This window comes from Streptomyces sp. NPDC037421, from assembly GCF_055602105.1.
Genome location: NZ_JBVJWV010000027.1, coordinates 31,078 through 57,270 on the forward strand (window position 1 = coordinate 31,078; position 26,193 = coordinate 57,270).

Here is a 26,193-nt window from a genome sequence, read left to right on the forward strand (position 1 = left end):
GGGGCGGAGTGCGGGCGTGCGCCGGGGCGTACGGGCGTCAGCTGTCGAAGCCGAGCCCGAGGCGGTCCAGGGTCTTGAGCCACAGGTTGCGGTGGCCGCCCCGGGCGTCGGCGCGCGCCAGCGACCACTTGGTGAGGGCGATCCCGGTCCAGGCGAACGGCTCGGGCGGGAACGGCATGGGCTTGGACTTCACCATCTCCAGCCGGGTGCGCTCGGTGGACAGGCCGTCGAGCAGGTCCAGCATCACCTCGGCGCCGAAGCGGGTGGCGCCCACGCCGAGCCCGGTGTACCCGGTGGCGTAGGCCACCCTGCCGCGGTGCGCGGTGCCGAAGAAGGCGGAGAAGCGGGAGCAGGTGTCGATGGCCCCGCCCCAGGCGTGGCTGAAGCGCACCCCCTCCAGCTGCGGGAAGGCGGTGAAGAAGTGCTCGGCGAGCTTGAGGTAGGTCTCGGGGCGGTGGTCGTACTCCGAATCGAGCTTGCCCCGGTAGGGGTAGATCGCGTCGTAGCCGCCCCACAGGATCCGGTTGTCCTTGGTGATCCGGAAGTAGTGGAACTGGTTGGCGCTGTCGCCGAGCCCCTGGCGGTTCTTCCAGCCGATCGAGGCCAGCTGCTCCTCGTCCAGCGGCTCGGTCATCAGCGCGTAGTCGTAGACCGGGACGGTGAAGGGGCGGATCCGGCGGACCAGCGACGGGAAGATGTTGGTGCCCAGGGCGACCCGGCGGGCGAGGATCGTGCCATAGGGGGTCTCCACCGTCATCCCCGCGCCGGCCTGCGCCATCTTCAGGCCGCGCGTGTTCTCGTAGATCCGCACGCCCTGCTCCAGGCAGGCCCGCTTCAGGCCCCAGGCCAGCCTGGCGGGGTTGAGCATGGCGACGCCGTCGCGGTCCCACAGGCCCGCGAGGAAGGTCGGCGAGTTCACCTCCGCGCGCAGGGCCTCGCCCTCCAGCCATTCGGAGCCGTCGCCGAGGCCGAGCTTGACGGCCTCCTCGTGCAGTTCCCGCAGCTCCTCGACCTGGTGCGGCTCGGTGGCCACGTCGATCTCGCCGGTGCGCTCGAAGTCGCAGTCGATGCCGTAGCGGGCGACGGCCTCCTCGATGGCGTCGAGGTTGCGGGCGCCCAGCTCCTCCAGCCTGGCCAGCTCGCCGGGCCAGCGGGCCATGCCGTTGGCCAGGCCGTGGGTGAGGGAGGCCGCGCAGAATCCCCCGTTGCGGCCGGAGGCGGCCCAGCCCGCCTCCTTGCTCTCGATCAGTACGACGTCCCGGCCGGGGTCGCGCTCCTTGGCGATCAGCGCGGTCCACAGGCCGCTGTAGCCGCCTCCGACGACCAGCAGGTCGCAGCGCTCGTCGGAGGTGAGGGCCGGCTGCGGCGCCGGGCGGCCGGGGTCGTCCAGCCAGTACGACACCGGCTTCGCTTCGGAAAGGGATTTCGCAACACTACGCATGGCGACTGGGGCCATGGCTTCCAACTCCCTACGGGGTCTACTTCGGTTGTGCCTTCTTGCGGCGGTTGCCGGCCCATTGGCCGGCGAGGACCACCAGCACCGCGATGACGAACATCGCCGTGCCGATGACGTTGATCTGGACGGGCGTACCGCGCTGGGCCGATCCCCACACGAACATGGGGAAGGTGACGGTGTTGCCCGAGTTGAAGTTGGTGATGATGAAGTCGTCGAAGGAGAGCGCGAAGGACAGCAGCGCGCCCGCCGCGATACCGGGGGCCGCGATCGGCAGGGTGACCCTGAGGAAGGTCTGCACCGGTCCGGCGTAGAGGTCGCGGGCGGCCTCCTCCAGGCGCGGGTCCATGGACAGGACGCGTGCCTTGACGGCGGCGACGACGAAGCTGAGGCAGAACATCACGTGGGCGATGAGGATCGTCCAGAAGCCCAGCTGGATGCCCATGTTGAGGAAGAGGGCGAGCAGCGAGGCCGCCATCACGATCTCGGGCATGGCCATCGGCAGGAAGATCAGCGAGTTCACCGCGCCGCGCGCCCGGAACCGGTAGCGGACCAGCGCGAAGGCTATGGCGGTGCCGAGGACCGTGGCGCCGATGGTGGCCCACAGGGCGATCTGGAGGGACAGGGCGAGGGAGCCGCACATGTCGGCGACCCCGCAGGGGTCCTTCCAGGCGTCGAGGGAGAACTCCTGCCAGGCGTAGTTGAACCGCCCGGTGGGGTTGTTGAAGGAGAACACCGTCACGACGACGTTCGGCAGGATCATGTACGCGAGCGTGGCGAGGCCCGCGATGACCACGAGATTGCGGCGGAGCCAACGCATCAGACCAGGTCCTCCGTCCCCGCTCGGCGGATGTAGATGGTGACCATGATCAGCACGATGGCCATGAGGATGAAGGACAGCGCGGCCGCTGTCGGGTAGTCGAGGATCCGCAGGTACTGCGACTGGATGACGTTGCCGATCATCCGGGTGTCGGTGGAGCCGAGCAGTTCGGCGTTGACGTAGTCGCCGCTCGCCGGGATGAAGGTGAGCAGGGTCCCGGAGACCACGCCCGGCATCGAGAGCGGGAAGGTCACCTTGCGGAACACGGTGGCGGGGGTGGCGTAGAGGTCGCCGGCGGCCTCGTGGAGGCGGGTGTCGATGCGCTCCAGCGAGGTGTAGAGCGGCAGGATCATGAAGGGGAGGAAGTTGTACGTCAGACCGCAGACCACCGCGAGCGGCGTGGCCAGGACCCGGTCCCCCTCGGTCATGCCGAGCCAGCTGGTGACGTCGAGGAAGCCGACGGCGTTGAGGGCGCCGACCACCGGTCCGCCGTCGGCCAGGATCGTCTTCCAGGCCAGCGTGCGGATCAGGAAGCTGGTGAAGAAGGGGGCGATGACCAGGACCAGCAGGAGGTTGCGCCAGCGGCCCGCCTTGAAGGCGATCAGGTAGGCCAGCGGGTAGCCGAGCAGCAGGCACAGCGCGGTCGCGGTGCCCGCGTAGAGCAGGGAGCGCAGGAACTGCGGGAGGTACTCGGTCAGGGCGTCCCAGTAGGTCTGGAAGTGCCAGGTGACCTCGAAGCCCTCTTCGAGCGAGCCGGTCTGCACCGAGGTGGAGGCCTGGTAGATCATCGGCAGCACGAAGAAGACGAGCAGCCACAGGATGCCGGGGAGCAGCAGCCAGTACGGGACCAGGCGCTTCTTCAGGGACGCCTTGTGCACCGGTGGCCCGGCGGCGGGTGCGGGGGCCCCGGGGGGCGCGGCGGTGGCGGTCACGCGCTCTCCTCGACCGTCTCGATGCCGGCCTCGATGTCCTGTGCGGCGTCCAGGCCGAAGGTGTGCTCGGGGTTCCAGTGCAGGACCACGTCGGCGCCGGGGACGAGGCGGGCGTCCCGCTCGATGTTCTGGACGTACACCTCCAGCTCGGGGCAGACCCGGCTGTCGATGACGAACTGCGTGGAGACGCCGATGAAGGAGGAGTCGGCGATCTTGCCCGCGACCTTGTTCCGGCCGGCCGCGATGGTGTGCTCATCGGCCGCCGGGACCAGGGAGATCTTCTCCGGGCGCACGCCGACGAGGAGCTTTCCGCCCGCGCGGGGCGTGGTCGAACATCGGGCGGCGGGCAGCCGCAGGGTGGTTCCGGAGGCCGAGACGGTCACGTCGGAGCCGGTGGACTCGACGGAGGCCTCGATGAGGTTGGAGGTGCCGAGGAAGTTGGCGACGAAGGTGGTGCGCGGGTTCTCGTACAGCTCGGCGGGGGCGCCCAGCTGCTCGACGCGGCCGCCGTTCATCACCGCGACCGTGTCGGCCATGGTCATGGCCTCCTCCTGGTCGTGCGTGACGTGCACGAAGGTGATGCCGACCTCGGTCTGGATCCGCTTGAGCTCCAGCTGCATCTGGCGGCGCAGCTTGAGGTCGAGGGCACCGAGCGGCTCGTCGAGCAGCAGTACCTGGGGGTGGTTGATGAGGGCGCGGGCTACGGCCACGCGCTGCTGCTGGCCGCCGGAGAGCTGGTGGGGCTTCTTGCGGGCGTGCTCGCCGAGCTGGACCAGGTCGATCATCTCGTCGACCTGCTTCTTGACCGACTTGATGCCGCGGCGGCGCAGGCCGAAGGCGATGTTCTCGAAGATGTCCATGTGCGGGAACAGCGCGTAGCTCTGGAAGACGGTGTTCACCGGGCGCTTGTACGGCGGGAGGTGGGTGACCTCGCGGTCACCGAGGCCGACCGTGCCGGTGGAGGGCTCCTCCAGGCCGGCGATCATGCGCAGGGTGGTGGTCTTCCCGCAGCCCGAGGCGCCGAGCAGGGCGAAGAAGGAGCCCTGGGGGATGGTGAGGTCCAGCGGGTGCACCGCGGTGAAGGAGCCGTAGTGCTTGCTGATCCCGGCGAGGCGGACGTCGCCGCTCGCGGTCTTGTCGGTCATGGGCCTGGGCCTTCGGTGGTGTGTCGTGGGAAGGGGACGGGGCGCGGGTGGGGGTGCCGGTGCGTGGGTCCGGTCAGGCGCCGATGAGCTTGGCGAACTTCTCCTCGTACGCCGTCTCTTCCTCGCTGGTGAGGGAGCGGAAGGCGTGGGCCTTGGCGGCCATCTCCTTGTCCGGGACGATCAGCGGGTTGTCCGCGAGTGCCGGGTCGATCTTGGCGAGTTCTTCCCTGACGCCTTCGACCGGGCAGACGTAGCTGATGAACGCGGCGAGCTGGGCCGCGACCTCGGGCTCGTAGTAGTAGTCGATGAGCTTCTCGGCGTTGGCCTTGTGCCGGGCCTTGACGGGGACGAGCAGGTTGTCGCTGGAGGTGATGTATCCGGCGGCCGGGATCGCGTACTTGATGTCCGGGTTGCCGGCCTGGAGCTGGATGACGTCGCCCGCCCAGGCGAGACAGGCCGCCAGGTCGCCCTTGTCGAGGTCGGCGGTGTAGTCGTTGCCGGTGAAGCGGCGGATCTGCTTGGTGTCCACGCCCTTCTGGAGCCGGCCGATCGCCGCGTCGTAGTCCGCGGTGGTGAAGTTCGCCGGGTTCTTGCCCTGGTCGAGCAGGGTCATGCCGACGCTGTCGCGCATCTCGGTGAGGAAGCCGACGCGGCCCTTGAGGGAGGGGTCGTCGAGGAGCTGCGTGACGGAGTCGACCTTCTTCCCGTCGGTGGCCTTGGAGTTGTAGGCGATGACGGTGTCGATGCCGGTCCACGGGTAGCTGTGGGCGCGGCCCGGGTCCCAGTCGGGGTTGCGGAACTGCGGGATCAGATTGGCATAGGCGTGCGGGAGGTGGGAGGGGTCGAGCTTCTGCGCCCAGCCGAGGCGGATGATGCGGGCTGCGAGCCAGTCGGTGACGACGATCAGGTCGCGGCCGGTGTCCTGGCCGGCGGCGAGCTGCGGGCGGATCTTGCCGAAGAACTCGACGTTGTCGTTGATGTCCTCGGTGTACTTGACCTGGATCCCGGTCCGCTTGGTGAACTCCTCCAGCGTGGGACGGGTCTTCTCGTCGTCGCTGGTGTCCATGTACTCGGTCCAGTTGGAGAAGTTGATCTCCTTCTCCCGGTCCGAGTGGTCGTCGGACGCCACGGCTCCGCCCTCGCGCTTGGCGGGCGGGATGCCGCAGGCGGTGAGGGCGGAGAGGCCGCCCAGGGTGAGCGCCCCGACTCCGGAGGCGCGCAGCAGCGAGCGGCGGGTGAGGGCGCCGCGCCCGCTGGTGAGGCTTCGCCGCATCGCGGCGGTCTGCGCCGCCGAGAGGCGGTCGGGCTCGAACTGCTCCATGCGCGTTGCCCTTTCGGGAGGAGGGCCGCTGGTCAGGCGGCGCGGCCACGCGGCGGTAGCCGCTTGTCGTTGCTTACCGGTCCCCGAAGATCGTGCGGTGCCAGTCCTTCGCGGCCACCGCAGTATTGTCGAACATCACATGCTTGACCTGCGTGTATTCCTCGAACGAGTAGGCGCTCATGTCCTTCCCGAAGCCGCTCGCCTTGTATCCGCCGTGCGGCATCTCGCTGATGATCGGGATGTGGTCGTTGACCCAGACGCAGCCGGCCTTGAGCTCGCGGGTGGCGCGGTTCGCCCGGTAGAGGTCGCGTGTCCAGGCGGAGGCCGCGAGCCCGTACGGGGTGTCGTTGGCCAGGGCCAGGCCCTCGTCATCGGTGTCGAAGGGCAGCACGACCAGGACCGGGCCGAAGATCTCGGACTGGACGACCTCGCTGTCCTGCGCGGCGCCGGAGATCAGGGTGGGCCGGTAGTAGGCGCCCTCCGCGAGGTCCCCGCCGGGGATCTCGCCGCCGGTGACGACGGTGGCGTACGAGCGGGCGCGCTCGACGAACGCGGCGACCCGGTCGCGCTGGGCGTGCGAGACGAGCGGGCCGAGGTCGGTGGTGGGCGCGAAGGGGTCGCCCAGGCGGACGGTCTCCATCAGCTCCGCGACCCGGGCGGTGAACGCGTCGTGGAGCGGGCGCTGCACGTAGGCGCGGGTGGCGGCGGTGCAGTCCTGGCCGGTGTTGATGAGCGAGGCGGCGACCGCGCCGTGGGCGGCGGCCTCCACGTCGGCGTCGTCGAAGACGACGAAGGGCGCCTTGCCGCCGAGCTCCAGGTGGAGCCGCTTGACGGTGGAGGTCGCGATCTCGGCGACCCTCTTGCCGACGGCGGTGGAGCCGGTGAAGGAGGTCATCACCACGTCGGGGTGGCCGACCAGGTGCTCGCCGGCGTCCCGTCCGGCGCCCGTGACGATGTTGACCACGCCGTCGGGGATGCCCGCCTCCTTGGCCGCCTGGGCGAACATCAGGGAGGTCAGCGGGGTGAGCTCGGCGGGCTTGAGGACGATCGTGTTGCCCGCGGCGATGGCCGGGAGGATCTTCCAGGCGGCCATCTGGAGGGGGTAGTTCCAGGGTGCGATGGAGCCGACGACGCCGATGGCCTCGCGGCGTACGTAGGAGGTGTGGTCCCCCGAGTACTCGCCGGCCGCCTGGCCCTGGAGGTGGCGGGCCGCGCCCGCGAAGAACGCGGTGTTGTCGATGGTCCCCGGCACGTCGAACTCCGTCGACAGCTTGAGGGGCTTGCCGCACTGGAGGGACTCGGCGTACGCGAAGTCCCCGGCCTGCTCGGCCAGTACGGCGGCCAGCCGGTGCAGGGCGTCCGAGCGCTCGCCCGCGGTGGCGGCCGACCACGCGGGGAAGGCCCGCTTGGCGGCGGCCACGGCCTCGTCCACGTCGGCCGGTCCGGCCAGCTCGTAGGTGAGCACCTCCTCGCCGGTGGCGGGGTCGACGACGGTGTGCGACCGCCCCGAGGTGCCGGAGCGGAGCCGGCCGTCGATGTACTGCGCGCCGTCTGCGAAGCGGTCCTTGACCTGGAAGCGGTTACCCATCGCTCTCACGCTCTCCGTAGCTACAGCTCGAATTGAGTGCCGATCCTGGCAGAGGCGTTCTCCTCCGCCAAGTGATTCCGTTGTTGCCTTTTGATTACGCGACGGAATCGGTCGACCATGTGTCGAGGCATCCCCGAAATCCCGTACGGAATGTCAGTGGTGACTGCAAGACTCGCGTGCATGGAGATGATCGACAAGTTGATCGAGCAGGTCAGCCGTGGTGAGCGGGTGAAGTACCTGCCCTTCTGGGGGCACCGGCCGCAGCCGGACGGAAGCCTCGGACCGAGCTGTCTCAGCCAGTGGTGGCCCTCTCCCTTCACTGTGGGTGACGTCCGCTACGCCACGGCGGAGCACTGGATGATGGCCGGGAAGGCACGCCTGTTCGGGGACGCCGAAGCCGAGCGCGCCGCGCTGGAGGCGCGCAGTCCGGCGGCGGCCAAGAAGGCCGGGCGGCTGGTGCGCCGGTTCGACGAGGAGGTCTGGCGGCGGGAGCGGTTCGCGCTGGTCGTGGCGGGCAGCGTGCACAAGTTCGGCTCCGACCCGGCGCTGCGCTCCTACCTGCTGGGCACGGGATCGCGGGTGCTGGTCGAGGCGAGCCCCGTGGACCGGATCTGGGGCATCGGGCTCGCCGCCGACGACGAGCGGGCGCTCCGGCCGGACAGCTGGCGTGGCCTGAACCTGCTGGGCTTCGCCCTGATGGAGGCCCGGGAGCGGCTGCGCGCGGAGGCGGCGTGACCGGGCGGCGCCGGGTGGCCGCCGTCATCGTGCGCGACGGCAGCGTCCTGATGGTGCGCGAGCGGCACCGGGGGCCGTCTGGGCTCCACGACGGGGCCGAGTACTGGACGCTTCCGGGCGGCGGCGTGGAGCCCGGGGAGGACCTGGAGGCGGCTGTCCGGCGGGAGGTGGCCGAGGAGACGGGGCTGCGCGCCCTGGAGGTGCGGTACGCGTACGAGTCGCCGTACCCCGCGGGGTGGACCACCTGCTTCCGGGTGGAGGTCGCGCCCGGCGAGCCCGTGCTGGGGGTGGACGGGGACCTGGACTGCGCGTGCCCCCGGATGGTGGGGCTGACCTGGGTCCCGGTCCCCCGCGCAGCCCCGGACGGACCCTGGATGGTCCCCACCCTCCTGTCGGCCGCCCCGCTCTGACCGGGGCGCGCCGCAGCCGGCGGGTCGCTCAGACCCGCTCGCGCGGCGCGTCGACCTGGGACACCGAGGACGGGGAGTCGCTGCCGCCGTCGGAGTCGTCGAACTCGGGGACGAGGAAGATCAGCAGGGTCATGCCTATGCCCAGCACCATCCCGACCGCGCCGAGGATGGTGCCGGCCAGGGCCACGCCGCCGTTGGTGGCCTCACCCCGGGTGGCCTTGCCCCTGCCCAGCACCCCGAAGACGACCGCGGCGATGCCGAGGGCGATGGCGCCGAACATCGTGGCGCAGGCGAACACCGACAGGATGCCGAGCACGAGGGCCGTGACCCCGAAGCCGTTGCTCGCGGGCGGTGTCGCGTACGGGTACGGATACCCCGGCCGGCCCGGATGCCCGGGGTATCCGGGATATCCCGGGTAGCCGGGGTGGCCGGCCTGGCCCGGGTAGCCGGGCTGGCCCGGATACCCGGGCTGGCCCGGGGGCACCGGCGGGCCGGGGTAGGCGTACGCGCCCGGAGCCGGCTGCGCCGGGTACCCGTAGGCGGACCCGGGAGCCGGGGGCTGCGGGTACGGCGGGGCGGGCTGGGGCGGCGGGTACCCGGACGGCGCGGGCGCGGGCGGCACTCCGGGCATGCCCACCATCGTCGGCTGCTCGTGCACCGGCGGCACCGGCGGGGCCGGCTGCGCCCCCTGCGGCTTTCCCTGGTCGGCCGGCGGCCGCTCGGGCGGCGCCCACGGGTCCCTCGGTTCAGGGCTGTGGTCGGTCATGCGGCGCCCCCCTCTCTCGTACGGCCATGCTAAGCGCTGCCACCGACACGGCCGGGCCTGCCTACGATGAAGCCGACCCGCCCGCACCCGTGTCCTCCCGGAGGCCCCCATGCCCGACCTGCACCCCTTCATCGCGGGGCTGCCCAAGGCCGAACTCCACGTCCACCACGTAGGCTCGGCGTCCCCCCGCATCGTGGCCGAACTGGCCTCCCGCCACCCCGACTCGAAGGTCCCCACCGACCCCGAGGCGCTGGCCGACTACTTCACCTTCACCGACTTCGCCCACTTCATCGACGTCTACCTGTCGGTCGTCGACCTGGTCCGCACCCCGGACGACGTGCGCACGCTGACCTTCGAAGTCGCCCGCGACATGGCCCGGCAGAACATCCGCTATGCCGAACTGACCATCACCCCCTACTCCTCGACCCGCCGGGGCATCGACGAGAAGGCCTTCATGGAGGCCATCGAGGACGCCCGCAAGGCCGCCGAGACCGAGCTCGGCGTCATCCTGCGCTGGTGCTTCGACATCCCCGGCGAGGCCGGCCCCGACGCCGCCGCCGAGACCGCCCGCCTCGCGGTCGACCTGCACCCCGAGGGCCTGGTTTCCTTCGGCCTGGGCGGCCCCGAGATCGGCGTCCCGCGCCCGCAGTTCAAGCCGTACTTCGACGCGGCCCGCGCCGCCGGCCTGCACAGCGTGCCGCACGCCGGCGAGAGCACCGGGCCGGAGACCATCTGGGACGCCATCCGCGAGCTGGGCGCCGAGCGCATCGGCCACGGCACCAGCGCCACCCAGGACCCCGAGCTGCTGAAGTACCTCGCCGAGAACCGGATCGCGCTGGAGGTCTGCCCGACCTCCAACATCGCCACCCGCGTGGTGACCGACCTCGACCGGCACCCCGTCAAGGAGATGGTGGCGGCGGGCGTGCTCGTCACCATCAACAGCGACGACCCGCCGATGTTCGGCACCGACCTCAACAACGAGTACGCGGTCGCCGCCCGGCTCCTCGACCTCGACGAGCGGGGTCTCGCTCAGCTGGCCAAGAACGCCGTCGAGGCCTCCTTCCTGGACGAGGCCGGCAAGGCGAAGCTCATGGCGGAGATCGACGCGTACACCGCCGAATGGCTCGCCCGCTGACTCCCCTTGATCGCCGGCGCCCCCGAGAATGGGGTGCATGAGCAATCTGACTGCCGTCGGCCACCGCGGCGATCCCTACCGGTTCCGTGAGAACACCCTCGCCTCCGTCCGCTCCGCCTTCGCGCGCGGAGCGGACGCGGTGGAGGTCGACGTACGGCTGACCCGCGACGGGGTTCCGGTCCTGCTCCACGACGAGACGCTGGAGCGGCTGTGGGGGCACGACGTGCGGCTCGACGCCGTCACGGCCCCGCAGTTGAAGGAGCTGACGGACGGCCGGGTCCCGACCCTGCGCGAGGCGCTGACGGAGGCCGGGGCCGGCCGGCTGATGATCGACCTGCCGGGTGCGACGTACGAGGCCGTGAAGACCGTCGTGGACCTGGTGCGCGAGTGCGGGGCGCGCGACCGCGCGTACTACTGCGCGGGGCCGAACACCATGCTCGCGGTCCGCGCCGCAGACCCGGGCGCGGAGATCGCGCTGACCTGGACCACCCTCTCGCCGCCGCGCCGCGTGCTGATCGACGCGGTGTCCCCGCGCTGGCTCAACTACCGCTTCGGGCTGGTCACCCCGGAGCTGACGGACGCCCTGCACCGGGACGGGCTGCTGGTGTCGGCCTGGACGCCGGACACCAAGCGGTCGATGCGCGCCGTCGTCCGGGCCCGCGTGGACTCCGTCACCACCAACAGGCTGGACGCGCTGGCCGCGGTACGGGCCGAGCTCGGGCGGTGATGCGCGGGCCGGGCGAACGCCTGCGCGGGTGGGTCCTGCGGGCCGATCCGCGCTGGCGGGACGTGGGGCTGACGCTGCTGGTGCAGGTGGCGACGACCATCCCCTTCGTGGTGCCCCGCGACCCGGCGGACTCGCCGGCCACCTGGGCGGCGTACCTGGTGACGACGCTGGGCAACGCGCCGCTGGTGTGGCGGCGCCGGGCGCCCGTGGCGGCGCTCCTCGGGGTGATCGCGGCCGGTTCGGCCTACCAGCTGGCTCTGGACGGCCCGGGGCAGCCGCTGCCGTACGCCGCGCTGGTCTGCGTCTACTCGATCGCGCTCCTGGGGACGTCGCGGGTGCGGCTGGTCATCGGGACGGCCCTGGTCGCGGTGATCGCCGTGTCCGTGGCGCTCAACACCGGTACGGCCAGGGAGCTGTTGTTCTCGCTGTTCGTGTTCGGGGCGGCGTTCGCCCTCGGGCGGCTCCAGGCCACGCGGCAGGCGTACACGGAGGCGGCCCTGGACCGGGCGGCGCAGCTGGAGCGGGCGAACCGGATCGAGGCGGAGCAGGCGGCGGCGCGTGAACGGGCGCGCATCGCGCGGGAGATGCACGACATCCTCTCGCACGCCGTCAGCATCATGATCGTGCAGGCGGAGGCCGGTCCGGTGGCGGTGCGCCGGGCTCCGGAGCGTGCGGAGGCGGCCTTCGAGGCGATCGCCGAGACGGGCCGGGACGCGATGGCGCAGCTGCGGACGATGCTGGGGGTGCTGCGGGCGCAGGAGGCGGCTCCGCGTGCGCCGCAGCCGGGGATCGGATCGCTTCCGGCGCTGGTGGACCGGGTGCGGGCGAGCGGGCTCGCGGTGTCGTACGAGCGGACGGGCGAGGTGCGCGAGCTGCCGGCCGCGCTGGAGGCGACGGTGCACCGGGTGGTGCAGGAGGCGCTGACCAACGTGGTGAAGCACGCGGGGGCCTCGGCGGTGGACGTGCGCCTGGAGTACGGGCCCCGGGAGCTCGCGGTGCGGGTCACGGACGACGGACGGGGCCCGGCCGGCGGTGCTGCGGGCGGGCACGGGCTGATCGGGATCCGCGAGCGGGCGGCGGCCCACGGCGGGACGGCATGGACCGGGCCGGGCGCGGACGGGCGCGGCTTCACCGTGCTTGTAACCTCGCCACTGGAGGTGGGGAAGTGACGATCCGTGTGGTGGTGGCCGACGACCAGGAGCTCGTGCGCAGCGGGTTCGCGATGATCCTGGACGTGCAGGAGGACATCGAGGTCGTGGCGGAGGTCGGGGACGGCGCGGCCGCGGTGTCGGCGGTCGAGCGGCTCTCCCCGGACGTGGCGCTGCTGGACATCCGGATGCCGGTGCTGGACGGGATCGAGGCCTGCCGGGTGATCTCGGCGCGGAGCGCGTGCCGGACGGTGATGCTGACGACCTTCGACTCGGACGAGTACGTCTACGAGGCGCTGCACGCGGGGGCGAGCGGGTTCCTGCTGAAGGACGTGCGGCGGGACGACCTGGTGCACGCGGTGCGGGTGGTGGCGGCGGGCGAGTCGCTGCTGGCACCCTCGGTGGCGCGGCGGCTGATCGAGGAGTACACGGCGGCGACGGCCCGGCCCTCCGTGCCGGACTCCCTGACGGCGGAGCGGCTGGAGGTTCTGACGGCCCGGGAGCGGGAGACGCTGCTGCACCTGGGGCGGGGGCTGTCGAACGCGGAGATCGCGGCGGCGCTGGTGGTGAGCGAGCACACGGTGAAGTCGCACGTGGGGAACGTGCTGTCGAAGCTGGGGCTGAGGGACCGGATCCAGGCGGTGATCTGCGCGTACGAGACGGGCCTGATCGCGGCGGGCTCGATCGCCGCGGGCTCGATCGCGGCGGGCTCGGCGGATCCCTCGGGGGTTTCTCCCTCTGGAGGGTGAGGGGCGGCGTGTCGGATCCCCCGCGCCGGTGAGTTGTCGTACCGCTGAAGACCCCTCTTGTTGGTGATCCGCAACTACCCCTCTGACCTGGAGCATTGAGGTCATCGGGGGGCAGCGGGCCCCGCGGTCGCACACAGGGGGAACCGTCATGAAGGCACGTACGCGCACGCTCATCGCCGCCGCTCTGGTCCTGGGGGTCGTCGCCGGTCCGGTGGCCGCGGCCCAGGCCGCTCCCGCGCCGGCAGCCGTCTCGTCCCGGGTACCGGCTCCGCCGGTCTTCACGACGCCGCCGGACGCGGCGGCGCTGGAGAAGGCGATCGCGGGCGTCGGGGCGCGGAACGAGGACGCGACGGCCGCGCTGGTCCGGGTGGGCGGTACGAGCGGCGCCTGGCGCGGGAGCGCGGGTGTCGCGGACGTCCGCAGCGGGCGCGCGGCGATGGAGGACGCCCGCTTCCGGGCCGGGTCGGTGACGAAGGCCTTCACGGCGGCGGTGGTGCTCCAGCTGGCGGCCGAGGGCAGGGTGGAGCTGGACCGGCCGGTGCAGGACTACCTTCCGGGGCTGCTGCCCGGTTTCCAGCCGGTGAAGGTGCGGCAGCTGCTGAACTACACGAGCGGCCTGAAGTCCGCCGACGGCCCCGGGGACGCCTTCGAGGACGAGTACGCCCACCGTTTCGACGTGGTCGATCCGCGCGCCCTGATCGCCCACGCGGTCGCGAAGGGGCCGGAGTTCGGGCCGGGCGAGAAGCAGCGCTACAGCAACATCCACTACACGGTGCTGGGCGTGCTGATCGAGAAGGTGACGGGGACGGCGTACGAGAAGGCGGTCGCGGACCGGGTCATCAAGCCGTTGGGCCTGCGCCACACCTCGTTCCCGTCGCGTACCCAGAACCGCATACCGGGCCCGTACAACCACGGCTACCAGGCGGTGAAGGGGGCCGACGGGAGCCGCTCGCTGGTGGACGTGTCGGAGTGGAACTCCTCGTCCAACTGGGCCGCGGGGGACCTGATATCGACCACGGCGGACCTGGAGCGCTTCACGGTGGCGCTGTTCGGCGGCATGGTCGTCCCGAAGGCGCAGCTGGAGGAGATGTTCACGGTGCCCGACGTTCCGGACGCCGCGAGCAAGACCGGAGCGCGCGCGGTGCAGACGGCCGGCTTGAAGGAGTTCGCGCTCGCGGACGGTACGAAGCTCTACGGCAAGACGGGCTCGCGGCACGGCTACAGCACGGTCATCGGCGGTACCCGCGACCTGTCCCGCACCCTCGTGTACTCGGTGAACTCCACCGATGCCAAGGGGTGGGACATGAACCCGGTGGCCTACGGCATCATCGGGGCGGCCTTCGCCGGGTAGCCGGCGCCCTCCGCTCCTTCCAGCGCCTCCAGCCGCTTGATCAGGCGGCGCAGCGCGATCAGGGGGAGGATGCCGAAGACCCCGAAGGACATGTCGATGACCGACCACCAGCCGGGGATCCCCCGGACCGGCGCGCTGAGCAGGGCGAGGGGGATGACGCCGACGCAGGCGACCATGCCGGCCTCAACGATCCAGATGTTGCGGACCGGGTCGCGGTGGACTCCGTAGAAGAAGACCGCGATCACCAGGTGGGCGAAGGCGAGCCAGTCGGTGCCGTAGAGGAGGAAGGGGTATTCGGAGTCGGCCCGGTCCAGTCCGTCACCCACCCGGCGCAGCCAGTCGTTGGAGACCAGCTCGTTGGCCCAGTGGAGTTCGGTGACCAGGGGGAAGGCGGTGAGTCCGCTGAGGACCAGGCAGACCAGGAACAGCGCCAGCCAGGTACGGATCCGCCGCTGGAGGGCGTTTCTCTCGCTCATGGAAGGGAGCCTACACACGGAACTGAACACGTTCAGCAAATTTCCTGAACATGTTCAGTCCTATCGCGAGATCGTGATCACAGCCCGACGATGGCGTTCCAGCGCTTGGCGAAGGAGGGGCGTTCGGCCGAGGAGATGTCCCGGGCCACCGCGAGGCGCCCGCGCATCGCGTCGTCGGGGAAGATCAGCGGATTCTCCGCCAGCCGGGCGGTCTCCTTGTTCGGCGAGGCGGCCAGCACCTCGCGGGCGGCGGGCACCGGGCAGACGTAGTTCACCGCCGCCGCCAGCTCCGCCGCCACCGCCGGGTCGTAGTAGTGGTCGACGAGCGCCTCGGCATTGGCCTTGTGCCGCGCGAGGTTGGGGACGAGCAGGCTCTCGGCCCACAGCTCGGCACCCTCCTCGGGAACCACGAACTCGATGTCGGGGTTGTCGGCCCGGAGCTGGATGACGTCGCCCGAGTAGGCCTGGCAGGCCAGGACGTCGCCCTTGCCGAGATCGGAGGTGTAGTCGTTGCCGGTGAAGCGGCGGATGTGCTTCTTGCGCACCATGTTCTCGACCTGGTCGCACATCCGGTGGAAGTCCGATTCTGTCCAGCGGGTGACGTCGGCGCCATTGCCCTGCATCAGCAGGGAGCAGGACTCGTCGAGGCCCGAGAAGAGGGTCACCTTGCCCGCCAGGTCCGGCTGCCAGAGGTCCTTGACGGACTTGATCTCCCGGCCCAGCGCCCTGCGGTTGTAGGCGATGCCGGTGATCCCGGACTGCCAGGGGACGGTGTGCAGCCGGCCCTCGTCGAAGGCGGGCGAACGCAGCTGCGGGTCGAGGTACTTGGCGACGTTGGACTGCGCCGAGCGGTCCATCTTCTGGGCCCAGCCCAGGTGGACGAAGCGGGCGGCCATCCAGTCGCTGACCACGACCAGGTCGTGGCCGGTCGCCTGGCGGTTCATCAGGGCCGGGCTGACCTTGCCGAAGAACTCGTCGTTGTCGTTGATCTCCTCGGTGTAGCGGACCTGGATGCCGGTCTTGCGGGTGAAGGCTTCCAGGGTCGGACGGCTCTCCTCGTCCTGGTCGTCGGTGTCGATGTAGAGCGGCCAGTTGGAGAAGGCGAGAGCGCGGTCGCGGTCCGAGAGGTCCCGGGCCTGCCGCCGGTCCTCCGGGACGTACGCGGCGGGCACGCCGCAGCCGGCGAGGGCGGCGAGCAGGCCCGCGGCACCGAGGCCGCGCAGCGCCGCGCGACGGGAGACGAGTTCAGGCATGGCCAAAGCCTCGGACAACGCGAAGGGGCGGGCAATAGACAAGATGTCTACCGCCCGCCCCGTCAGGGCCCTTCGGTGATCAGTGCGCCGCCCGGGCGACGGCCGCGGATCAGGCGTCGAGCGAGGTCATCACGTGCTTGATGCGGGTGTAGTCCTCGAAGCCGTAGGCGGAGAGGTCCTTGCCGTAGCCGGACTTCTTGAAGCCGCCGTGCGGCATCTCGGCGACGAGCGGGATGTGGGTGTTGATCCACACGCAGCCGAAGTCGAGGTTCTTGGACATGCGCATCGCGCGGGCGTGGTCCTTGGTCCACACGGAGGACGCGAGGGCGAACTCGACGCCGTTCGCGAACTCCAGGGCCTGGGCCTCGTCGGTGAAGGACTGGACGGTGATGACGGGTCCGAAGACCTCGTTCTGGATGATCTCGTCGTCCTGCTTCAGGCCGGAGACGACGGTCGGGGCGTAGAAGTAGCCCTTCTCGCCGACGCGGTGGCCGCCCGCCTCGACCTTGGCGTGGGCGGGGAGGCGCTCGACGAAGCCCGCGACCTGCGCCAGCTGGTTCGGGTTGTTCAGCGGGCCGTACAGCACGTCCTCGTCGTCCGGCTGGCCGGTCTTGGTCTCCGCGGCGGCCTTGGCCAGCGCGGCCACGAACTCGTCGTGGATCGACTCGTGCACGAGCACGCGGGTGGCGGCCGTACAGTCCTGGCCGGCGTTGAAGTAGCCGGCGACCGCGATGTCCTCGACGGCCTTGGCCAGGTCGGCGTCCTCGAAGACCACGACGGGGGCCTTGCCGCCGAGCTCCAGGTGGACGCGCTTGACGTCCTTGGAGGCGCTCTCGGCGACCTGCATGCCGGCGCGCACCGAGCCGGTGATGGAAGCCATCGCCGGGGTGGAGTGCTCGACCATGGCCTTGCCGGTCTCGCGGTCGCCGCAGACGACGTTGAAGACGCCCTTGGGCAGGACGGAGTCGATGATCTCGGCCATCAGGACGGTCGAGGCCGGGGTGGTGTCCGAGGGCTTGAGTACGACGGTGTTGCCCGCGGCGATCGCCGGGGCGAACTTCCACACGGCCATCATCATCGGGTAGTTCCACGGCGCCACCTGGGCGCAGACGCCGACCGGCTCACGGCGGATGATCGAGGTCATCCCCTCCATGTACTCGCCGGCCGAGCGGCCCTCCAGCAGGCGCGCGGCGCCCGCGAAGAAGCGGATCTGGTCCACCATCGGCGGGAGCTCCTCGCTGGCCGTCAGACCCAGCGGCTTGCCGGTGTTCTCCGACTCGGCGGCGACCAGCTCCTCGGCGCGCGCCTCGAAGGCGTCCGCGATCTTCAGCAGCGCCTTCTGGCGCTCCGAGGGCGTGGTGTCACGCCAGCCCGGGAAGGCCGCCGCGGCGGCGGCCATGGCGGCGTCGACGTCGGCCTGGCCCGAGAGCGGGGCGGTGGCGTACACCTCGCCGGTCGCGGGGTTGACCACGTCGGTGGTCCGCCCGTCGGCGGCGTCCTTGAACTCCCCGCCGATGTAGTTGCGCAGACGACGCAGTTCGGTGGTCACTACAGCCACTCTCCTGATCACATGTCCAATGATTGAGACGACCAGCCAAGCCTAGCCCCTCCGGTGACGCTTTCGACAGAGCCAGACCCGGCCAACTACGAAATCCGTGCAATCGGAGACGCTCGACAACGGATTTCATCGATTACGGGTTGCGGAACAGACGACTCCTCGTGCAGAGTGAGGTCGTGGTCAGTCGAAGCGCAGATTCCAGGAACAGACAACCGTCCCCTTCGGTCGATGCTGTGTCCCTGGCGATCATCGAGCAACTGCAAGAGGACGGTCGCCGTCCGTATGCATCGATCGGCAAGGCCGTGGGCCTCTCCGAAGCGGCGGTGCGCCAGCGCGTACAGAAGCTGCTCGACCAGGGCGTCATGCAGATCGTCGCCGTCACCGACCCGCTCACCGTGGGCCTGCGGCGCCAGGCGATGGTCGGCATCAACGTCGAGGGAGACCTCGACCCGGTGGCCGACGCACTGACCGCCATGGCCGAGTGCGAGTACGTCGTGATGACCGCGGGGTCGTTCGACCTGATGGTGGAGATCGTCTGCGAGGACGACGACCACCTGCTCGAAACGATCAACAAGAAGATCCGCACGCTCCCCGGCGTGCGATCAACCGAAAGCTTCGTTTATCTGAAGCTGAAGAAGCAGACCTACATGTGGGGAACTCGATAGCCCGTGAGCCAGGACCTCTCCAAAACCGCGTACGACCACCTGTGGATGCACTTCACCCGCATGTCGTCGTACGAGAACGCGCCCGTCCCCACCATCGTGCGGGGTGAGGGCACCTACATCTTCGACGACAAGGGCAAGCGCTACCTGGACGGTCTCGCCGGACTGTTCGTGGTCAACGCCGGTCACGGCCGCAAGGAGCTGGCCGAGGTCGCGTACAAGCAGGCACAGGAGCTCGCGTTCTTCCCCGTGTGGTCGTACGCGCACCCCAAGGCCGTCGAGCTCGCCGAGCGCCTCGCCGACTACGCCCCGGGCGACCTGAACAAGGTCTTCTTCACCACCGGTGGCGGCGAGGCCGTCGAGACCGCCTGGAAGCTCGCCAAGCAGTACTTCAAGCTGCAGGGCAAGCACACCAAGTACAAGGTCATCTCGCGCGCGGTGGCCTACCACGGCACCCCGCAGGGCGCGCTGTCCATCACCGGCCTGCCGGCGCTGAAGGCCCCCTTCGAGCCGCTGGTCCCCGGCGCGCACAAGGTGCCCAACACCAACATCTACCGCGCGCCGATCCACGGCGACGACCCCGAGGCCTTCGGCCGCTGGGCCGCCGACCAGATCGAGCAGCAGATCCTCTTCGAGGGCCCCGACACCGTCGCGGCGGTCTTCCTGGAGCCCGTGCAGAACGCCGGCGGCTGCTTCCCGCCCCCGCCCGGGTACTTCCAGCGCGTCCGCGAGATCTGCGACACCTACGACGTGCTGCTCGTCTCCGACGAGACCATCTGTGCGTTCGGCCGCCTCGGCACGATGTTCGCCTGTGACAAGTTCGGCTACGTGCCGGACATGATCACCTGCGCCAAGGGCATGACCTCGGGCTACTCCCCGATCGGTGCCTGCATCGTCTCGGACCGCATCGCGGAGCCCTTCTACAAGGGCGACAACACCTTCCTGCACGGCTACACCTTCGGCGGACACCCGGTGTCCTCCGCGGTGGCCATCGCCAACCTCGACATCTTCGACAAGGAAGGCCTGAACCAGCACGTGCTGGACCAGGAGGGCAACTTCTTCAACACCCTGAAGAAGCTGCACGACCTTCCGATCGTCGGCGACGTCCGCGGCAACGGCTTCTTCTACGGCATCGAGCTCGTCAAGGACAAGGTCACCAAGGAGTCCTTCACGGACGAGGAGACCGAGCGCGTGCTCTACGGCTTCCTCTCCAAGGCGCTCTTCGACAACGGCCTGTACTGCCGCGCCGACGACCGCGGGGACCCGGTCATCCAGCTGGCCCCGCCGCTGATCGCCGACCAGGGCACCTTCGACGAGATCGAAGGCATCCTGCGCTCGGTGCTCACCGAGGCGTGGACCAAGCTCTAACCGGTCCCGGCCACACCGGCCCGACCACACGGCCCGGATCCTCCGTTCGAGTAGAACGCGGGGGTCCGGGCCGTGTGCTGTCAGCATCCAAGACGTTCATCTCTTTACATCTCATTGCGGTGCCAGTGACCGAAAGGGCTCCGCTTCGTTCCCCCGGACGGAGGTGTACGCCATGGTGGCTCCACCGGACAAGGCCCGGCCCGACCATGCCCCGCCGCAGGACGACCTGCTCTGGGCCCGGTCCCTGCACTACTCCCACAGCGGTACGCCCGGCCTGATCGGGGTCTCCGCCGGAGTCCGCCAGGGTGAGATCCTCGCCGTGACCGGCCCGCGCGGCTGCGGGAAGAGCACCCTGCTGCGCTGTCTGGCCGGGCGGCTGCTCCCCGAACAGGGCGAGGTCTGGTTCAACAGCGTCCCCGTCCACACCCTGGGCGCCGCCGCCCGCGAACGTCTGCGCCGCGACCGGTTCGCCTGGATCGGTCCCGAACCGCAGCTGCTGCCCGAGCTCAAGGTCTGGGAGAACGCTGCCCTGCCCCTGCTGATCGGCGGCGCCCCGCACCGCGCCGCCCGCCGGGCCGCCCTCGAATGGCTGGAGCGCCTCGACCTCGACCGCTTCGCCGGCAAGCGCCCCGGCGCCCTCAACCGCGCCGAGGCCCAGCGGGTCGCCCTGGCCCGCGCCCTGGTCGCGGAGCCCGCGGTGCTCTTCGCCGACGAGCCGACCGCCCCGCTGCACCGCGCCGAACGCGCACTGCTGCTGCGCACCCTGACCACGGCCGCCCGCTCCCACGGCATCACGGTCCTGCTGGCCACCCACGACGAGGAGACCGCGGCCGGCGCCGACCGGGCGCTGGCCCTGCTCGACGGCCGCCCGGCCGGCGCCGCGGCCGCCGCCTCCGCCCTCACCACGGAGGACCAGGCCGCGTGCTCGCTCTCCGCCTAGTCCGCGGCTCCCGCCCCCTGGTCCAGCTGCGCCGGCTGCTGGTCGCGGCCGCCTCCGCCGGCAGCGGGTTCCTCCTGCTGTACGTCCTCGCGGACGCGACGGCCCGGCCCGCCGGATCGTTCCCCCGGCTGCTGTGGGCGCTGGTCCCGCTCGCCGCCACCGCCCAGTTCGCGGTGGCCGTCGCCCGCACCGACCCCGCGACCCGGCCCCGCGACGGGCTCGACGCCGCCGGGCTCGGTCCCGTACGGCTCACCCTGGTCGCGGCGGTCTCCACCGCCGTCGCGTGCGCCCTCGGCAGCGCCCTCGCCCTGGCCGCCTTCCTCCACCTGCGGGGCGACCTCGCCGGACTGCCCTTCGACGGCGCCGGCGCCCGCCTGCTGCACGCCGGCCGCCCCCTGCCGGTGGCCGCCGCCCTCACCCTGCTGGCCCTGGTCCCGCTGACGGCCGCCGCCGCCACCGCCCTCGCCCTGCGCCCCCGCCCGCCGCACGCCGGACTGGCCCCGCAGACCGGCGTGCCCTGGGGGGTGGCGCTGGCCGCCTGCGGGCTCGCCGCCCTGGCGTACGCGCGGCCCGGCGGAGCCGCCATGCCGGCCGGCTGCGCGCTGATCGCGATCGGGCTGGCCCTCGCCGGTCCGGGACTCGCCTATGCCTGCGGGACCCTGGTGCAGGCCGTCCGGCCGGGCCTGCTGCGGCTGCTGGCCGGGCGCGGCCTCCAGGAGGAGGCAACCCGGCTGGGACGGCCGCTCGGGGTGCTGGCCGCCGTCGGCGCCGCCGCCCTCACCGCCCTCTCCCCGCACGGCCAGGGCGGCCCCCTCACCCCGCTCGGGCCGCTGACCGGCCCCGCCGCCGCCCTGGTGGCCCTGTGCGCGGCCGGCACCCTGCTCACCTCGGCCGTCGAGTCCCGGCAGGCCCGCTCCGCCTCCCGGGAGGCGCTGGACGGCCTCGGCGCTCCGGGCACGGTGCTGCGTACGGCCGCGGCCCTGCGGGCGGCGGCGCTGCTCGCGGCCGCGGCGGGGCTCGGATGGGGTGTGGGGCAGCTGACGTCGCTGGCGCTGACCCGCTGAGACGGCCAGCCCTTAGGGTGGGCCGAATGGTCAACGCAGACATCGAGATCGAGACTCTCGCGGAGTTCGACCGGGTCGTCGCCCGCGGCTCCCTGAGCGGCTACCGGATCCAGTCGGTCAACCTCCTGGAGCGGACCTTCGCCCTGCTGTCCGCCGACACCTCCGCGGCCGTGTTCCTGGGCTGTGCGATGGAGCCCGACGCCTCGGTGAAGGTCCGCGCGGACGGCGCGCTCGTCTTCCCGCCGGTACCGGACCTGCCGTTCAACCCGTACCGGGGTCTGCTGTACACGGCCGAGGAGCTCTTCACCGGTCTGGCCGAAGGGTACGAAACCACTCCGGACGCCCAGGCCTACGCCTGGTTCCAGGAGACCAGGTCCGACGGCGACGTCTTCTCCTCGATGCTCCGCTCCATCCACGACGACGCCATCTCCGAGGCCCTCGACGAACACCTCGCGGGTGCCCGCGTCATCGGCGTCATGGGCGGCCACGCCATGGCCCGGGGCGGTACGGACTACCGTGGCGCGGCAGAACTGGGACGGACCCTGTCCCGGTCCGGGCTGACGGTCGCCACCGGCGGCGGCCCCGGCGCCATGGAGGCCGCCAACCTCGGCGCCTACCTGGCGCCCGCGCCGGACGATGCCCTGCCCGAGGCGCTGGAACTGCTGGCGAAGGTGCCCTCCTTCAGCCCGTCCGTCTCCGACTGGGCGCGCGCGGCCTTCGCCGTGCGGGAGCACTGGCCCCGGGGCAGGGACTCGGTCGGGATCCCCACCTGGTTCTACGGCCACGAGCCGCCGAACGCCTTCGCGGGGCAGATCGCCAAGTACTTCGCGAACGCCACCCGCGAGGACGGGCTGCTCGCCCGGTCCAACGCGGGCGTGGTCTTCCTGCCGGGCGCGGCGGGCACCGTGCAGGAGGTCTTCGACAACGCGACGCCGAACTACTACCAGTCGTGGTCCGAGCCGACCCCGATGGTGCTGGTCGGCCGCGTCCACTGGACCGAGCGTCTGCCGGTCTGGCCGCTGTTGCGGGCGCTGGCCTCGGGCCGGGCGATGGAGTCGCGGATCGCGCTGGTGGACTCGGTGGAAGAGGTCCCGGACGCGCTCGCGGCCATGGTCTGAACGCCCGAGGGCAAAGAACCGGTCAACGAACTCCCTTGTGGAGGCAACTTCCCGGCCCGTTATGACGTCTGGCAGAGGTACCGCCTTACCTGCCAGACGTTGAACGGAGCCTTCTGTGCTCATAGGCCTGCTGACCGCTGTCGCGGCGTCCATCTGCTACGGCACGGGCTCTGTCCTGCAAGCCGTGGGCTCGCGCCGCGCCGCCCGGATGTCCCCGGCCGCCGCCGGCGTGACCGCCCACGGCGGACCGAACCTGACCTCCACCGCCAAGGCCGCGATGACCTGGGAGTTCATCGTCGGCACCATCCTGGACTTCGTGGGCTTCGGACTGGGCGCGCTGGCGGCCCGCATGCTGCCCCTGTTCCTCTCCCAGACGGTGATCAGCGCCAACCTGGTGATCACCGCCGTCCTCAGCGTGAAGATGCTGGGCATCCGGCTGACCCGCAAGGAATGGACCTCGATCGGGGTCGTCTGCGCGGCGCTGGTGCTGCTGGCGACCGCCGCCGGCCACGAGGGCGACCACCACGCCCCGATGTCCACCCACTGGTGGCTGCTGGCCGTGACTCTGGTGATCATCGTCGGCGGCACGGTGGCCGTACGCTTCCTCGGCGCCCGGGCCGCGATCCTGGCGGGCCTGCTGTCGGGCCTGGCGTTCGGCGCGCTGGGCGTCGGCGTGCGCATCCTCGACGGCGTGGACCCCTTCGACCCGGTCACGTTCGCCACGGACCCGGCGCTGTACGCCATCCTCATCGCGGGCTTCGGCGGCATGTACCTGCACACGGTGGCCCTGCAGATCGGCTCGGTGAACGGTGCCACCGCCGCCCTGGTGGTCGGCGAGACGGTGCTGCCGGGCGCGATCGGCGTCCTGTGGCTCGGCGACGCCTCCCGCCCGGGCCTGGCCTGGCTCGCGGTGACCGGCTTCGTGCTGGCGGTCGCCGGCGCCGTCGCGGTGGCCTGGTTCGGCAACCACGACGGGGCGGGGGAACCCGCCGAGGAGCCGGTTCCGGCACCGGTGGCCTGACCCGGGTCCGCGGTCCCGGCGTGCCGGGCCGCGGATTCACTCCCGTGGGGTCCCCCCGGTGGCGGGGGCCCTGCGGGTGCCGCCTGCTGAAGGCATGGAGTCGACCACCACGCGGATGCGCACGCCACGGGCCGCCGGGACGGCCGGGCTTGTCTTCGCCGTACTGCTCGCGGTGGCGATCGTGCTGATGAGGCTCGCCGTCCCCTCCGGGAGCCCCTCGGACGCCCCCGTGGCCGACGCCGACCGCTGGGCGGTCCGGCTGGCCCTGGAGATCGTCCCCTTCGCCGGGATCTTCTTCCTCTGGTTCATGGGAGCCCTGCGCGCGCACTCCGGCGGGGGCGAGGACCGGTTCGTCGCGGCGGTCTTCCTCGGCAGCGGCTACGTCTTCGTCGGGACCCTGTTCGTCGCCGCCGCCGCGGCCGGCACCGTGCTCCAGGAGGCCGTCCCGCCGTCCGGATTCGGCCGCCCCTTCGCGTACACCGTGCTCACCACGTACGCGATGCGCATGGCGGCCGTCTTCGTCTTCGTGACCTCCACCATCGGGCACCGCCTGGGCTTCTTCCCGCGCCCGCTGGTCGCGCTGGGCTTCGCCACCGGGCTGGTGCTGCTCGTCCTCGGATCCGGGGTGCCCTGGTCCGAGATGGTCTTCCCGTTCTGGGTGCTCGTCGTCAGCCTGCACGTCCTGCGCACCAACCTGCGGCGGACGGCCTGAGCCCCCGGCCCCGTCCTTCCCCGCAGGCGGCGCGCGGGTCTCGCGCGCATGCTGGAGGTCGGGAGGGTGTCGGGGGTCCGTGGGGGTCAACAGGTCACGGAAAGGCTGATGCCCCATGAGGCTTGTCGTGGACCTCAACCGGTGCCAGGGCTACGCGCAGTGCGCGTTCCTCGCACCGGACGTCTTCGCCATGCACGGCGACGAGTCCCTGCTCTACGACCCGGAGCCCGACGAGGAGCACCGCGAGAACGTCGTCCGCGCCGTCCACGCCTGCCCCGTCCGGGCCATCCTGCTGGATGCCGTGAACGGGTCCCTTTCGACCGCGGAGGCGCGTGGTGAGCGGTGACGCAGCCCTGGAGCGGCTCAAGCGCGAAGGCCGCATCGTCGTCGTGGGAGCCTCCCTGGCCGGCCTGCGGGCCGCCGAAACCCTGCGCGAGAAGGGGTTCACCGGATCCCTGACGATGATCGGCGACGAACCCCACGAGCCGTACGACCGTCCCCCGCTGTCCAAACAGGTCCTGCTCGGCAAGGCGACCGCGGACCGCACGGCCCTCCCCCGCCGCCGGGACATCGACGCCAAGTGGCGGCTCGGCGTGCCGGCCGCCGGTCTGGACATGGCGGCCCGCCGGGTCCGCCTCGCCGACGGGGACGAGGTGGAGTACGACCGGCTGCTGATCGCCACCGGCGTGCGCGCCCGGCCGTGGCCGAACCCCGACGAGGGCGCCCTCGACGGGGTCTTCGTCCTGCGCACCCGGGAAGACGGCGCGGCACTGGAGCGCGCGCTCGCCTCCGGGCCCGGCAGGGTGCTCGTCATCGGTGCCGGGTTCACCGGCTCCGAGATCGCCTCCGCGTGCCGGGAACGCGGCCTGGCCGTCACCGTGGCGGAACGCGGTGACGCGCCCCTGGTCGGAGCGCTCGGCGGGGTGGTCGGCGCGGTCGCGGCCGAGATGCACCGCGAGAACGGGGTGGACCTGCGCACCGGGATCACGGTGACGGGCCTGGAGGGCGACTCCTCCGGCAGGGTCCGCGCCGCGCACCTCTCCGACGGCACCACGCTGGAGGCGGAGGTCGTGGTCGTCTCGCTCGGCGCCCAGCGCAACACCGAGTGGCTGGCCGGGTCCGGACTCGGCGCGGGTCCGCGCGGCATCGCCTGCGACGCGGGCTGCCGGGCCTTCGACATCTGGGGCATCGTCACCGACGACATCTACGTGGCCGGCGACGTGGCCCGCTCGCCGCACGCCCTCTTCGGCTACCAGTTCCTGTCCCTGGAGCACTGGGGCAATGCCGTCGCCCAGGCCGGGACGGCCGCGCACAACATGCTCAGCGAGAGCGCGGATCGCCGCCCGCACGTATGGGTCCCGGCCTTCTGGTCGTCGCAGTTCGGCGTGAACATCAAGTCGGTCGGGGTCCCCTCGATGGGGACCGAGATCGTCATCACGCAGGGCTCGCGCGCCGAGCGCCGCTTCGTCGGCGTCTACGGCTACCAGGGGCGGGTCATCGGCGCCGTCACCTTCGACCAGTGCCGCTGGCTGGACTTCTACGAGCAGCAGATCGAGCAGACCGCGCCGTTCCCGCCGCCCTACCAGACGGTGGACCGCAGGCCCGAGGGGAACAGGCCGCTGGACGCGGACTTCCCCGACCCGTCGGTGCCCACGCACGGCCCGACGATCACCCTGAGCGGCTACTCGCCGGCCGACCGGCGGATGACGTTCACGCCGGCGCACAACTGAGCACGAGGACC

Annotated in this window: 26 protein-coding genes; 16 read left to right on the top strand and 10 right to left on the bottom strand. The window is 71.5% G+C overall.

Translation table 11 applies throughout. The features are described 5' to 3' along the window. Positions 1-37: 37 nt before the first annotated feature. From ACZ7IF_RS29605 to ACZ7IF_RS29630, 6 genes are all read right to left on the bottom strand, one after another. A complete protein-coding gene (locus ACZ7IF_RS29605; protein WP_470977564.1) occupies positions 38-1,456 on the bottom strand; it encodes an NAD(P)/FAD-dependent oxidoreductase in 1,419 nt (472 codons plus the stop codon). Between the two features lie 22 nt (positions 1,457-1,478). Then, the gene (locus ACZ7IF_RS29610; protein WP_405978354.1) at positions 1,479-2,273 is read right to left on the bottom strand and encodes an ABC transporter permease; all 795 of its coding nucleotides are present in this window, start codon (positions 2,271-2,273) and stop codon (positions 1,479-1,481) included. After that, complete coding sequence (locus ACZ7IF_RS29615; RefSeq protein WP_470977567.1) at positions 2,273-3,205, bottom strand: ABC transporter permease; 933 nt, start codon at positions 3,203-3,205, stop codon at positions 2,273-2,275. The genes ACZ7IF_RS29610 and ACZ7IF_RS29615 overlap by 1 nt, the downstream gene beginning before the upstream one ends. Then, a complete protein-coding gene (locus ACZ7IF_RS29620) occupies positions 3,202-4,350 on the bottom strand; it encodes an ABC transporter ATP-binding protein (protein WP_470977570.1) in 1,149 nt (382 codons plus the stop codon). The genes ACZ7IF_RS29615 and ACZ7IF_RS29620 overlap by 4 nt, the downstream gene beginning before the upstream one ends. Positions 4,351-4,423: 73 nt before the next feature. Then, complete coding sequence (locus ACZ7IF_RS29625; RefSeq protein WP_470977573.1) at positions 4,424-5,671, bottom strand: polyamine ABC transporter substrate-binding protein; 1,248 nt, start codon at positions 5,669-5,671, stop codon at positions 4,424-4,426. Positions 5,672-5,744: 73 nt separating this feature from the next. Then, positions 5,745-7,259, bottom strand: coding sequence for a gamma-aminobutyraldehyde dehydrogenase (locus ACZ7IF_RS29630; RefSeq protein ID WP_470977576.1), 1,515 nt, complete (start codon positions 7,257-7,259; stop codon positions 5,745-5,747). 180 nt (positions 7,260-7,439) lie between these two features. Here ACZ7IF_RS29630 and ACZ7IF_RS29635 point away from each other — a divergent pair, with 180 nt between their 5' ends. Further along, positions 7,440-7,994, top strand: coding sequence for an NADAR family protein (locus ACZ7IF_RS29635; protein ID WP_470977579.1), 555 nt, complete (start codon positions 7,440-7,442; stop codon positions 7,992-7,994). Continuing rightward, positions 7,991-8,404, top strand: coding sequence for an NUDIX domain-containing protein (locus ACZ7IF_RS29640; RefSeq protein ID WP_470977582.1), 414 nt, complete (start codon positions 7,991-7,993; stop codon positions 8,402-8,404). The genes ACZ7IF_RS29635 and ACZ7IF_RS29640 overlap by 4 nt, the downstream gene beginning before the upstream one ends. Positions 8,405-8,432: 28 nt before the next feature. Here the strand turns inward: ACZ7IF_RS29640 and ACZ7IF_RS29645 are convergent, their stop codons facing one another. After that, on the bottom strand, positions 8,433-9,170 hold the full coding sequence (locus ACZ7IF_RS29645; protein ID WP_470977584.1) for a DUF4190 domain-containing protein: 738 nt from the start codon (positions 9,168-9,170) through the stop codon (positions 8,433-8,435). Between the two features lie 109 nt (positions 9,171-9,279). On the opposite strand from ACZ7IF_RS29645, the gene ACZ7IF_RS29650 reads away from it, so the two are divergent. The 5 genes from ACZ7IF_RS29650 to ACZ7IF_RS29670 all read left to right on the top strand — a co-directional run bounded on the left by ACZ7IF_RS29650 (position 9,280) and on the right by ACZ7IF_RS29670 (position 14,280). Then, positions 9,280-10,305 carry an adenosine deaminase gene (locus ACZ7IF_RS29650; RefSeq protein WP_470977587.1) on the top strand — a complete coding sequence of 342 codons (1,026 nt, stop codon included), beginning with the start codon at positions 9,280-9,282 and terminating at the stop codon, positions 10,303-10,305. Between the two features lie 28 nt (positions 10,306-10,333). Further along, entirely contained in the window at positions 10,334-11,032 is a 699-nt protein-coding gene (locus ACZ7IF_RS29655; protein ID WP_470977590.1) for a glycerophosphodiester phosphodiesterase, read from the top strand. Further along, positions 11,032-12,201: a sensor histidine kinase gene (locus ACZ7IF_RS29660; RefSeq protein WP_470977727.1), complete on the top strand. Its 1,170-nt coding sequence runs from the start codon at positions 11,032-11,034 to the stop codon at positions 12,199-12,201. The genes ACZ7IF_RS29655 and ACZ7IF_RS29660 overlap by 1 nt, the downstream gene beginning before the upstream one ends. Then, positions 12,198-12,929, top strand: a complete 732-nt coding sequence (locus ACZ7IF_RS29665) for a response regulator (RefSeq protein WP_470977593.1) — start codon at positions 12,198-12,200, stop codon at positions 12,927-12,929. Before ACZ7IF_RS29660 ends, ACZ7IF_RS29665 begins: the two co-directional genes overlap by 4 nt. Before the next feature lie 148 nt (positions 12,930-13,077). After that, positions 13,078-14,280: a serine hydrolase domain-containing protein gene (locus ACZ7IF_RS29670; protein WP_470977596.1), complete on the top strand. Its 1,203-nt coding sequence runs from the start codon at positions 13,078-13,080 to the stop codon at positions 14,278-14,280. Here the strand turns inward: ACZ7IF_RS29670 and ACZ7IF_RS29675 are convergent. From ACZ7IF_RS29675 to ACZ7IF_RS29685, 3 genes are all read right to left on the bottom strand, one after another. Further along, a complete protein-coding gene (locus ACZ7IF_RS29675; RefSeq protein ID WP_470977599.1) occupies positions 14,247-14,756 on the bottom strand; it encodes a hypothetical protein in 510 nt (169 codons plus the stop codon). The two genes, ACZ7IF_RS29670 and ACZ7IF_RS29675, sit on opposite strands and share 34 nt — an antisense overlap. A gap of 77 nt (positions 14,757-14,833) precedes the next feature. Beyond that, positions 14,834-16,009 (bottom strand): polyamine ABC transporter substrate-binding protein, encoded by a 1,176-nt coding sequence (locus tag ACZ7IF_RS29680; protein ID WP_470977602.1) that lies wholly within the window; start codon positions 16,007-16,009, stop codon positions 14,834-14,836. A gap of 109 nt (positions 16,010-16,118) precedes the next feature. Next, entirely contained in the window at positions 16,119-17,558 is a 1,440-nt protein-coding gene (locus tag ACZ7IF_RS29685; protein ID WP_470977605.1) for a gamma-aminobutyraldehyde dehydrogenase, read from the bottom strand. Positions 17,559-17,728: 170 nt separating this feature from the next. Here ACZ7IF_RS29685 and ACZ7IF_RS29690 point away from each other — a divergent pair, with 170 nt between their 5' ends. The 9 genes from ACZ7IF_RS29690 (at position 17,729) to ACZ7IF_RS29730 (ending at position 26,182) form a co-directional block, all read left to right on the top strand. Next, the gene (locus ACZ7IF_RS29690; protein ID WP_037686641.1) at positions 17,729-18,232 is read left to right on the top strand and encodes an Lrp/AsnC family transcriptional regulator; all 504 of its coding nucleotides are present in this window, start codon (positions 17,729-17,731) and stop codon (positions 18,230-18,232) included. A gap of 3 nt (positions 18,233-18,235) precedes the next feature. Further along, complete coding sequence (locus ACZ7IF_RS29695) at positions 18,236-19,597, top strand: aspartate aminotransferase family protein (RefSeq protein WP_007266858.1); 1,362 nt, start codon at positions 18,236-18,238, stop codon at positions 19,595-19,597. Between the two features lie 172 nt (positions 19,598-19,769). Further along, positions 19,770-20,537, top strand: a complete 768-nt coding sequence (locus tag ACZ7IF_RS29700; RefSeq protein WP_470977608.1) for an ABC transporter ATP-binding protein — start codon at positions 19,770-19,772, stop codon at positions 20,535-20,537. Beyond that, positions 20,519-21,601, top strand: a complete 1,083-nt coding sequence (locus ACZ7IF_RS29705; RefSeq protein WP_470977611.1) for a hypothetical protein — start codon at positions 20,519-20,521, stop codon at positions 21,599-21,601. The genes ACZ7IF_RS29700 and ACZ7IF_RS29705 overlap by 19 nt, the downstream gene beginning before the upstream one ends. A 26-nt stretch (positions 21,602-21,627) precedes the next feature. Continuing rightward, a complete protein-coding gene (locus ACZ7IF_RS29710) occupies positions 21,628-22,719 on the top strand; it encodes an LOG family protein (RefSeq protein WP_470977614.1) in 1,092 nt (363 codons plus the stop codon). Positions 22,720-22,834: 115 nt separating this feature from the next. Continuing rightward, a complete protein-coding gene (locus ACZ7IF_RS29715; RefSeq protein WP_470977617.1) occupies positions 22,835-23,740 on the top strand; it encodes a DMT family protein in 906 nt (301 codons plus the stop codon). A gap of 94 nt (positions 23,741-23,834) precedes the next feature. Next, positions 23,835-24,452, top strand: coding sequence for a hypothetical protein (locus ACZ7IF_RS29720; protein ID WP_470977620.1), 618 nt, complete (start codon positions 23,835-23,837; stop codon positions 24,450-24,452). A 115-nt stretch (positions 24,453-24,567) separates the two neighbouring features. After that, positions 24,568-24,798, top strand: coding sequence for a ferredoxin (locus ACZ7IF_RS29725; RefSeq protein WP_470977623.1), 231 nt, complete (start codon positions 24,568-24,570; stop codon positions 24,796-24,798). Next, positions 24,788-26,182: an NAD(P)/FAD-dependent oxidoreductase gene (locus ACZ7IF_RS29730; RefSeq protein WP_470977626.1), complete on the top strand. Its 1,395-nt coding sequence runs from the start codon at positions 24,788-24,790 to the stop codon at positions 26,180-26,182. The genes ACZ7IF_RS29725 and ACZ7IF_RS29730 overlap by 11 nt, the downstream gene beginning before the upstream one ends. Positions 26,183-26,193 lie beyond the last annotated feature (11 nt).

Excerpts from the sequence above, each read along its gene's own strand:
- ACZ7IF_RS29605 (WP_470977564.1), bottom strand. The coding sequence starts at position 1,456 with ATGGCCCCAGTCGCCATGCGTAGTGTTGCGAAATCCCTTTCCGAAGCG.
- ACZ7IF_RS29610 (WP_405978354.1), bottom strand. The coding sequence starts at position 2,273 with ATGCGTTGGCTCCGCCGCAATCTCGTGGTCATCGCGGGCCTCGCCACG.
- ACZ7IF_RS29620 (WP_470977570.1), bottom strand. The coding sequence starts at position 4,350 with ATGACCGACAAGACCGCGAGCGGCGACGTCCGCCTCGCCGGGATCAGC.
- ACZ7IF_RS29625 (WP_470977573.1), bottom strand. The coding sequence starts at position 5,671 with ATGGAGCAGTTCGAGCCCGACCGCCTCTCGGCGGCGCAGACCGCCGCG.
- ACZ7IF_RS29630 (WP_470977576.1), bottom strand. The coding sequence starts at position 7,259 with ATGGGTAACCGCTTCCAGGTCAAGGACCGCTTCGCAGACGGCGCGCAG.
- ACZ7IF_RS29635 (WP_470977579.1), top strand. The coding sequence starts at position 7,440 with ATGGAGATGATCGACAAGTTGATCGAGCAGGTCAGCCGTGGTGAGCGG.
- ACZ7IF_RS29645 (WP_470977584.1), bottom strand. The coding sequence starts at position 9,170 with ATGACCGACCACAGCCCTGAACCGAGGGACCCGTGGGCGCCGCCCGAG.
- ACZ7IF_RS29650 (WP_470977587.1), top strand. The coding sequence starts at position 9,280 with ATGCCCGACCTGCACCCCTTCATCGCGGGGCTGCCCAAGGCCGAACTC.
- ACZ7IF_RS29655 (WP_470977590.1), top strand. The coding sequence starts at position 10,334 with ATGGGGTGCATGAGCAATCTGACTGCCGTCGGCCACCGCGGCGATCCC.
- ACZ7IF_RS29660 (WP_470977727.1), top strand. The coding sequence starts at position 11,032 with ATGCGCGGGCCGGGCGAACGCCTGCGCGGGTGGGTCCTGCGGGCCGAT.
- ACZ7IF_RS29670 (WP_470977596.1), top strand. The coding sequence starts at position 13,078 with ATGAAGGCACGTACGCGCACGCTCATCGCCGCCGCTCTGGTCCTGGGG.
- ACZ7IF_RS29675 (WP_470977599.1), bottom strand. The coding sequence starts at position 14,756 with ATGAGCGAGAGAAACGCCCTCCAGCGGCGGATCCGTACCTGGCTGGCG.
- ACZ7IF_RS29680 (WP_470977602.1), bottom strand. The coding sequence starts at position 16,009 with ATGCCTGAACTCGTCTCCCGTCGCGCGGCGCTGCGCGGCCTCGGTGCC.
- ACZ7IF_RS29700 (WP_470977608.1), top strand. The coding sequence starts at position 19,770 with ATGGTGGCTCCACCGGACAAGGCCCGGCCCGACCATGCCCCGCCGCAG.
- ACZ7IF_RS29710 (WP_470977614.1), top strand. The coding sequence starts at position 21,628 with ATGGTCAACGCAGACATCGAGATCGAGACTCTCGCGGAGTTCGACCGG.
- ACZ7IF_RS29720 (WP_470977620.1), top strand. The coding sequence starts at position 23,835 with ATGGAGTCGACCACCACGCGGATGCGCACGCCACGGGCCGCCGGGACG.
- ACZ7IF_RS29725 (WP_470977623.1), top strand. The coding sequence starts at position 24,568 with ATGAGGCTTGTCGTGGACCTCAACCGGTGCCAGGGCTACGCGCAGTGC.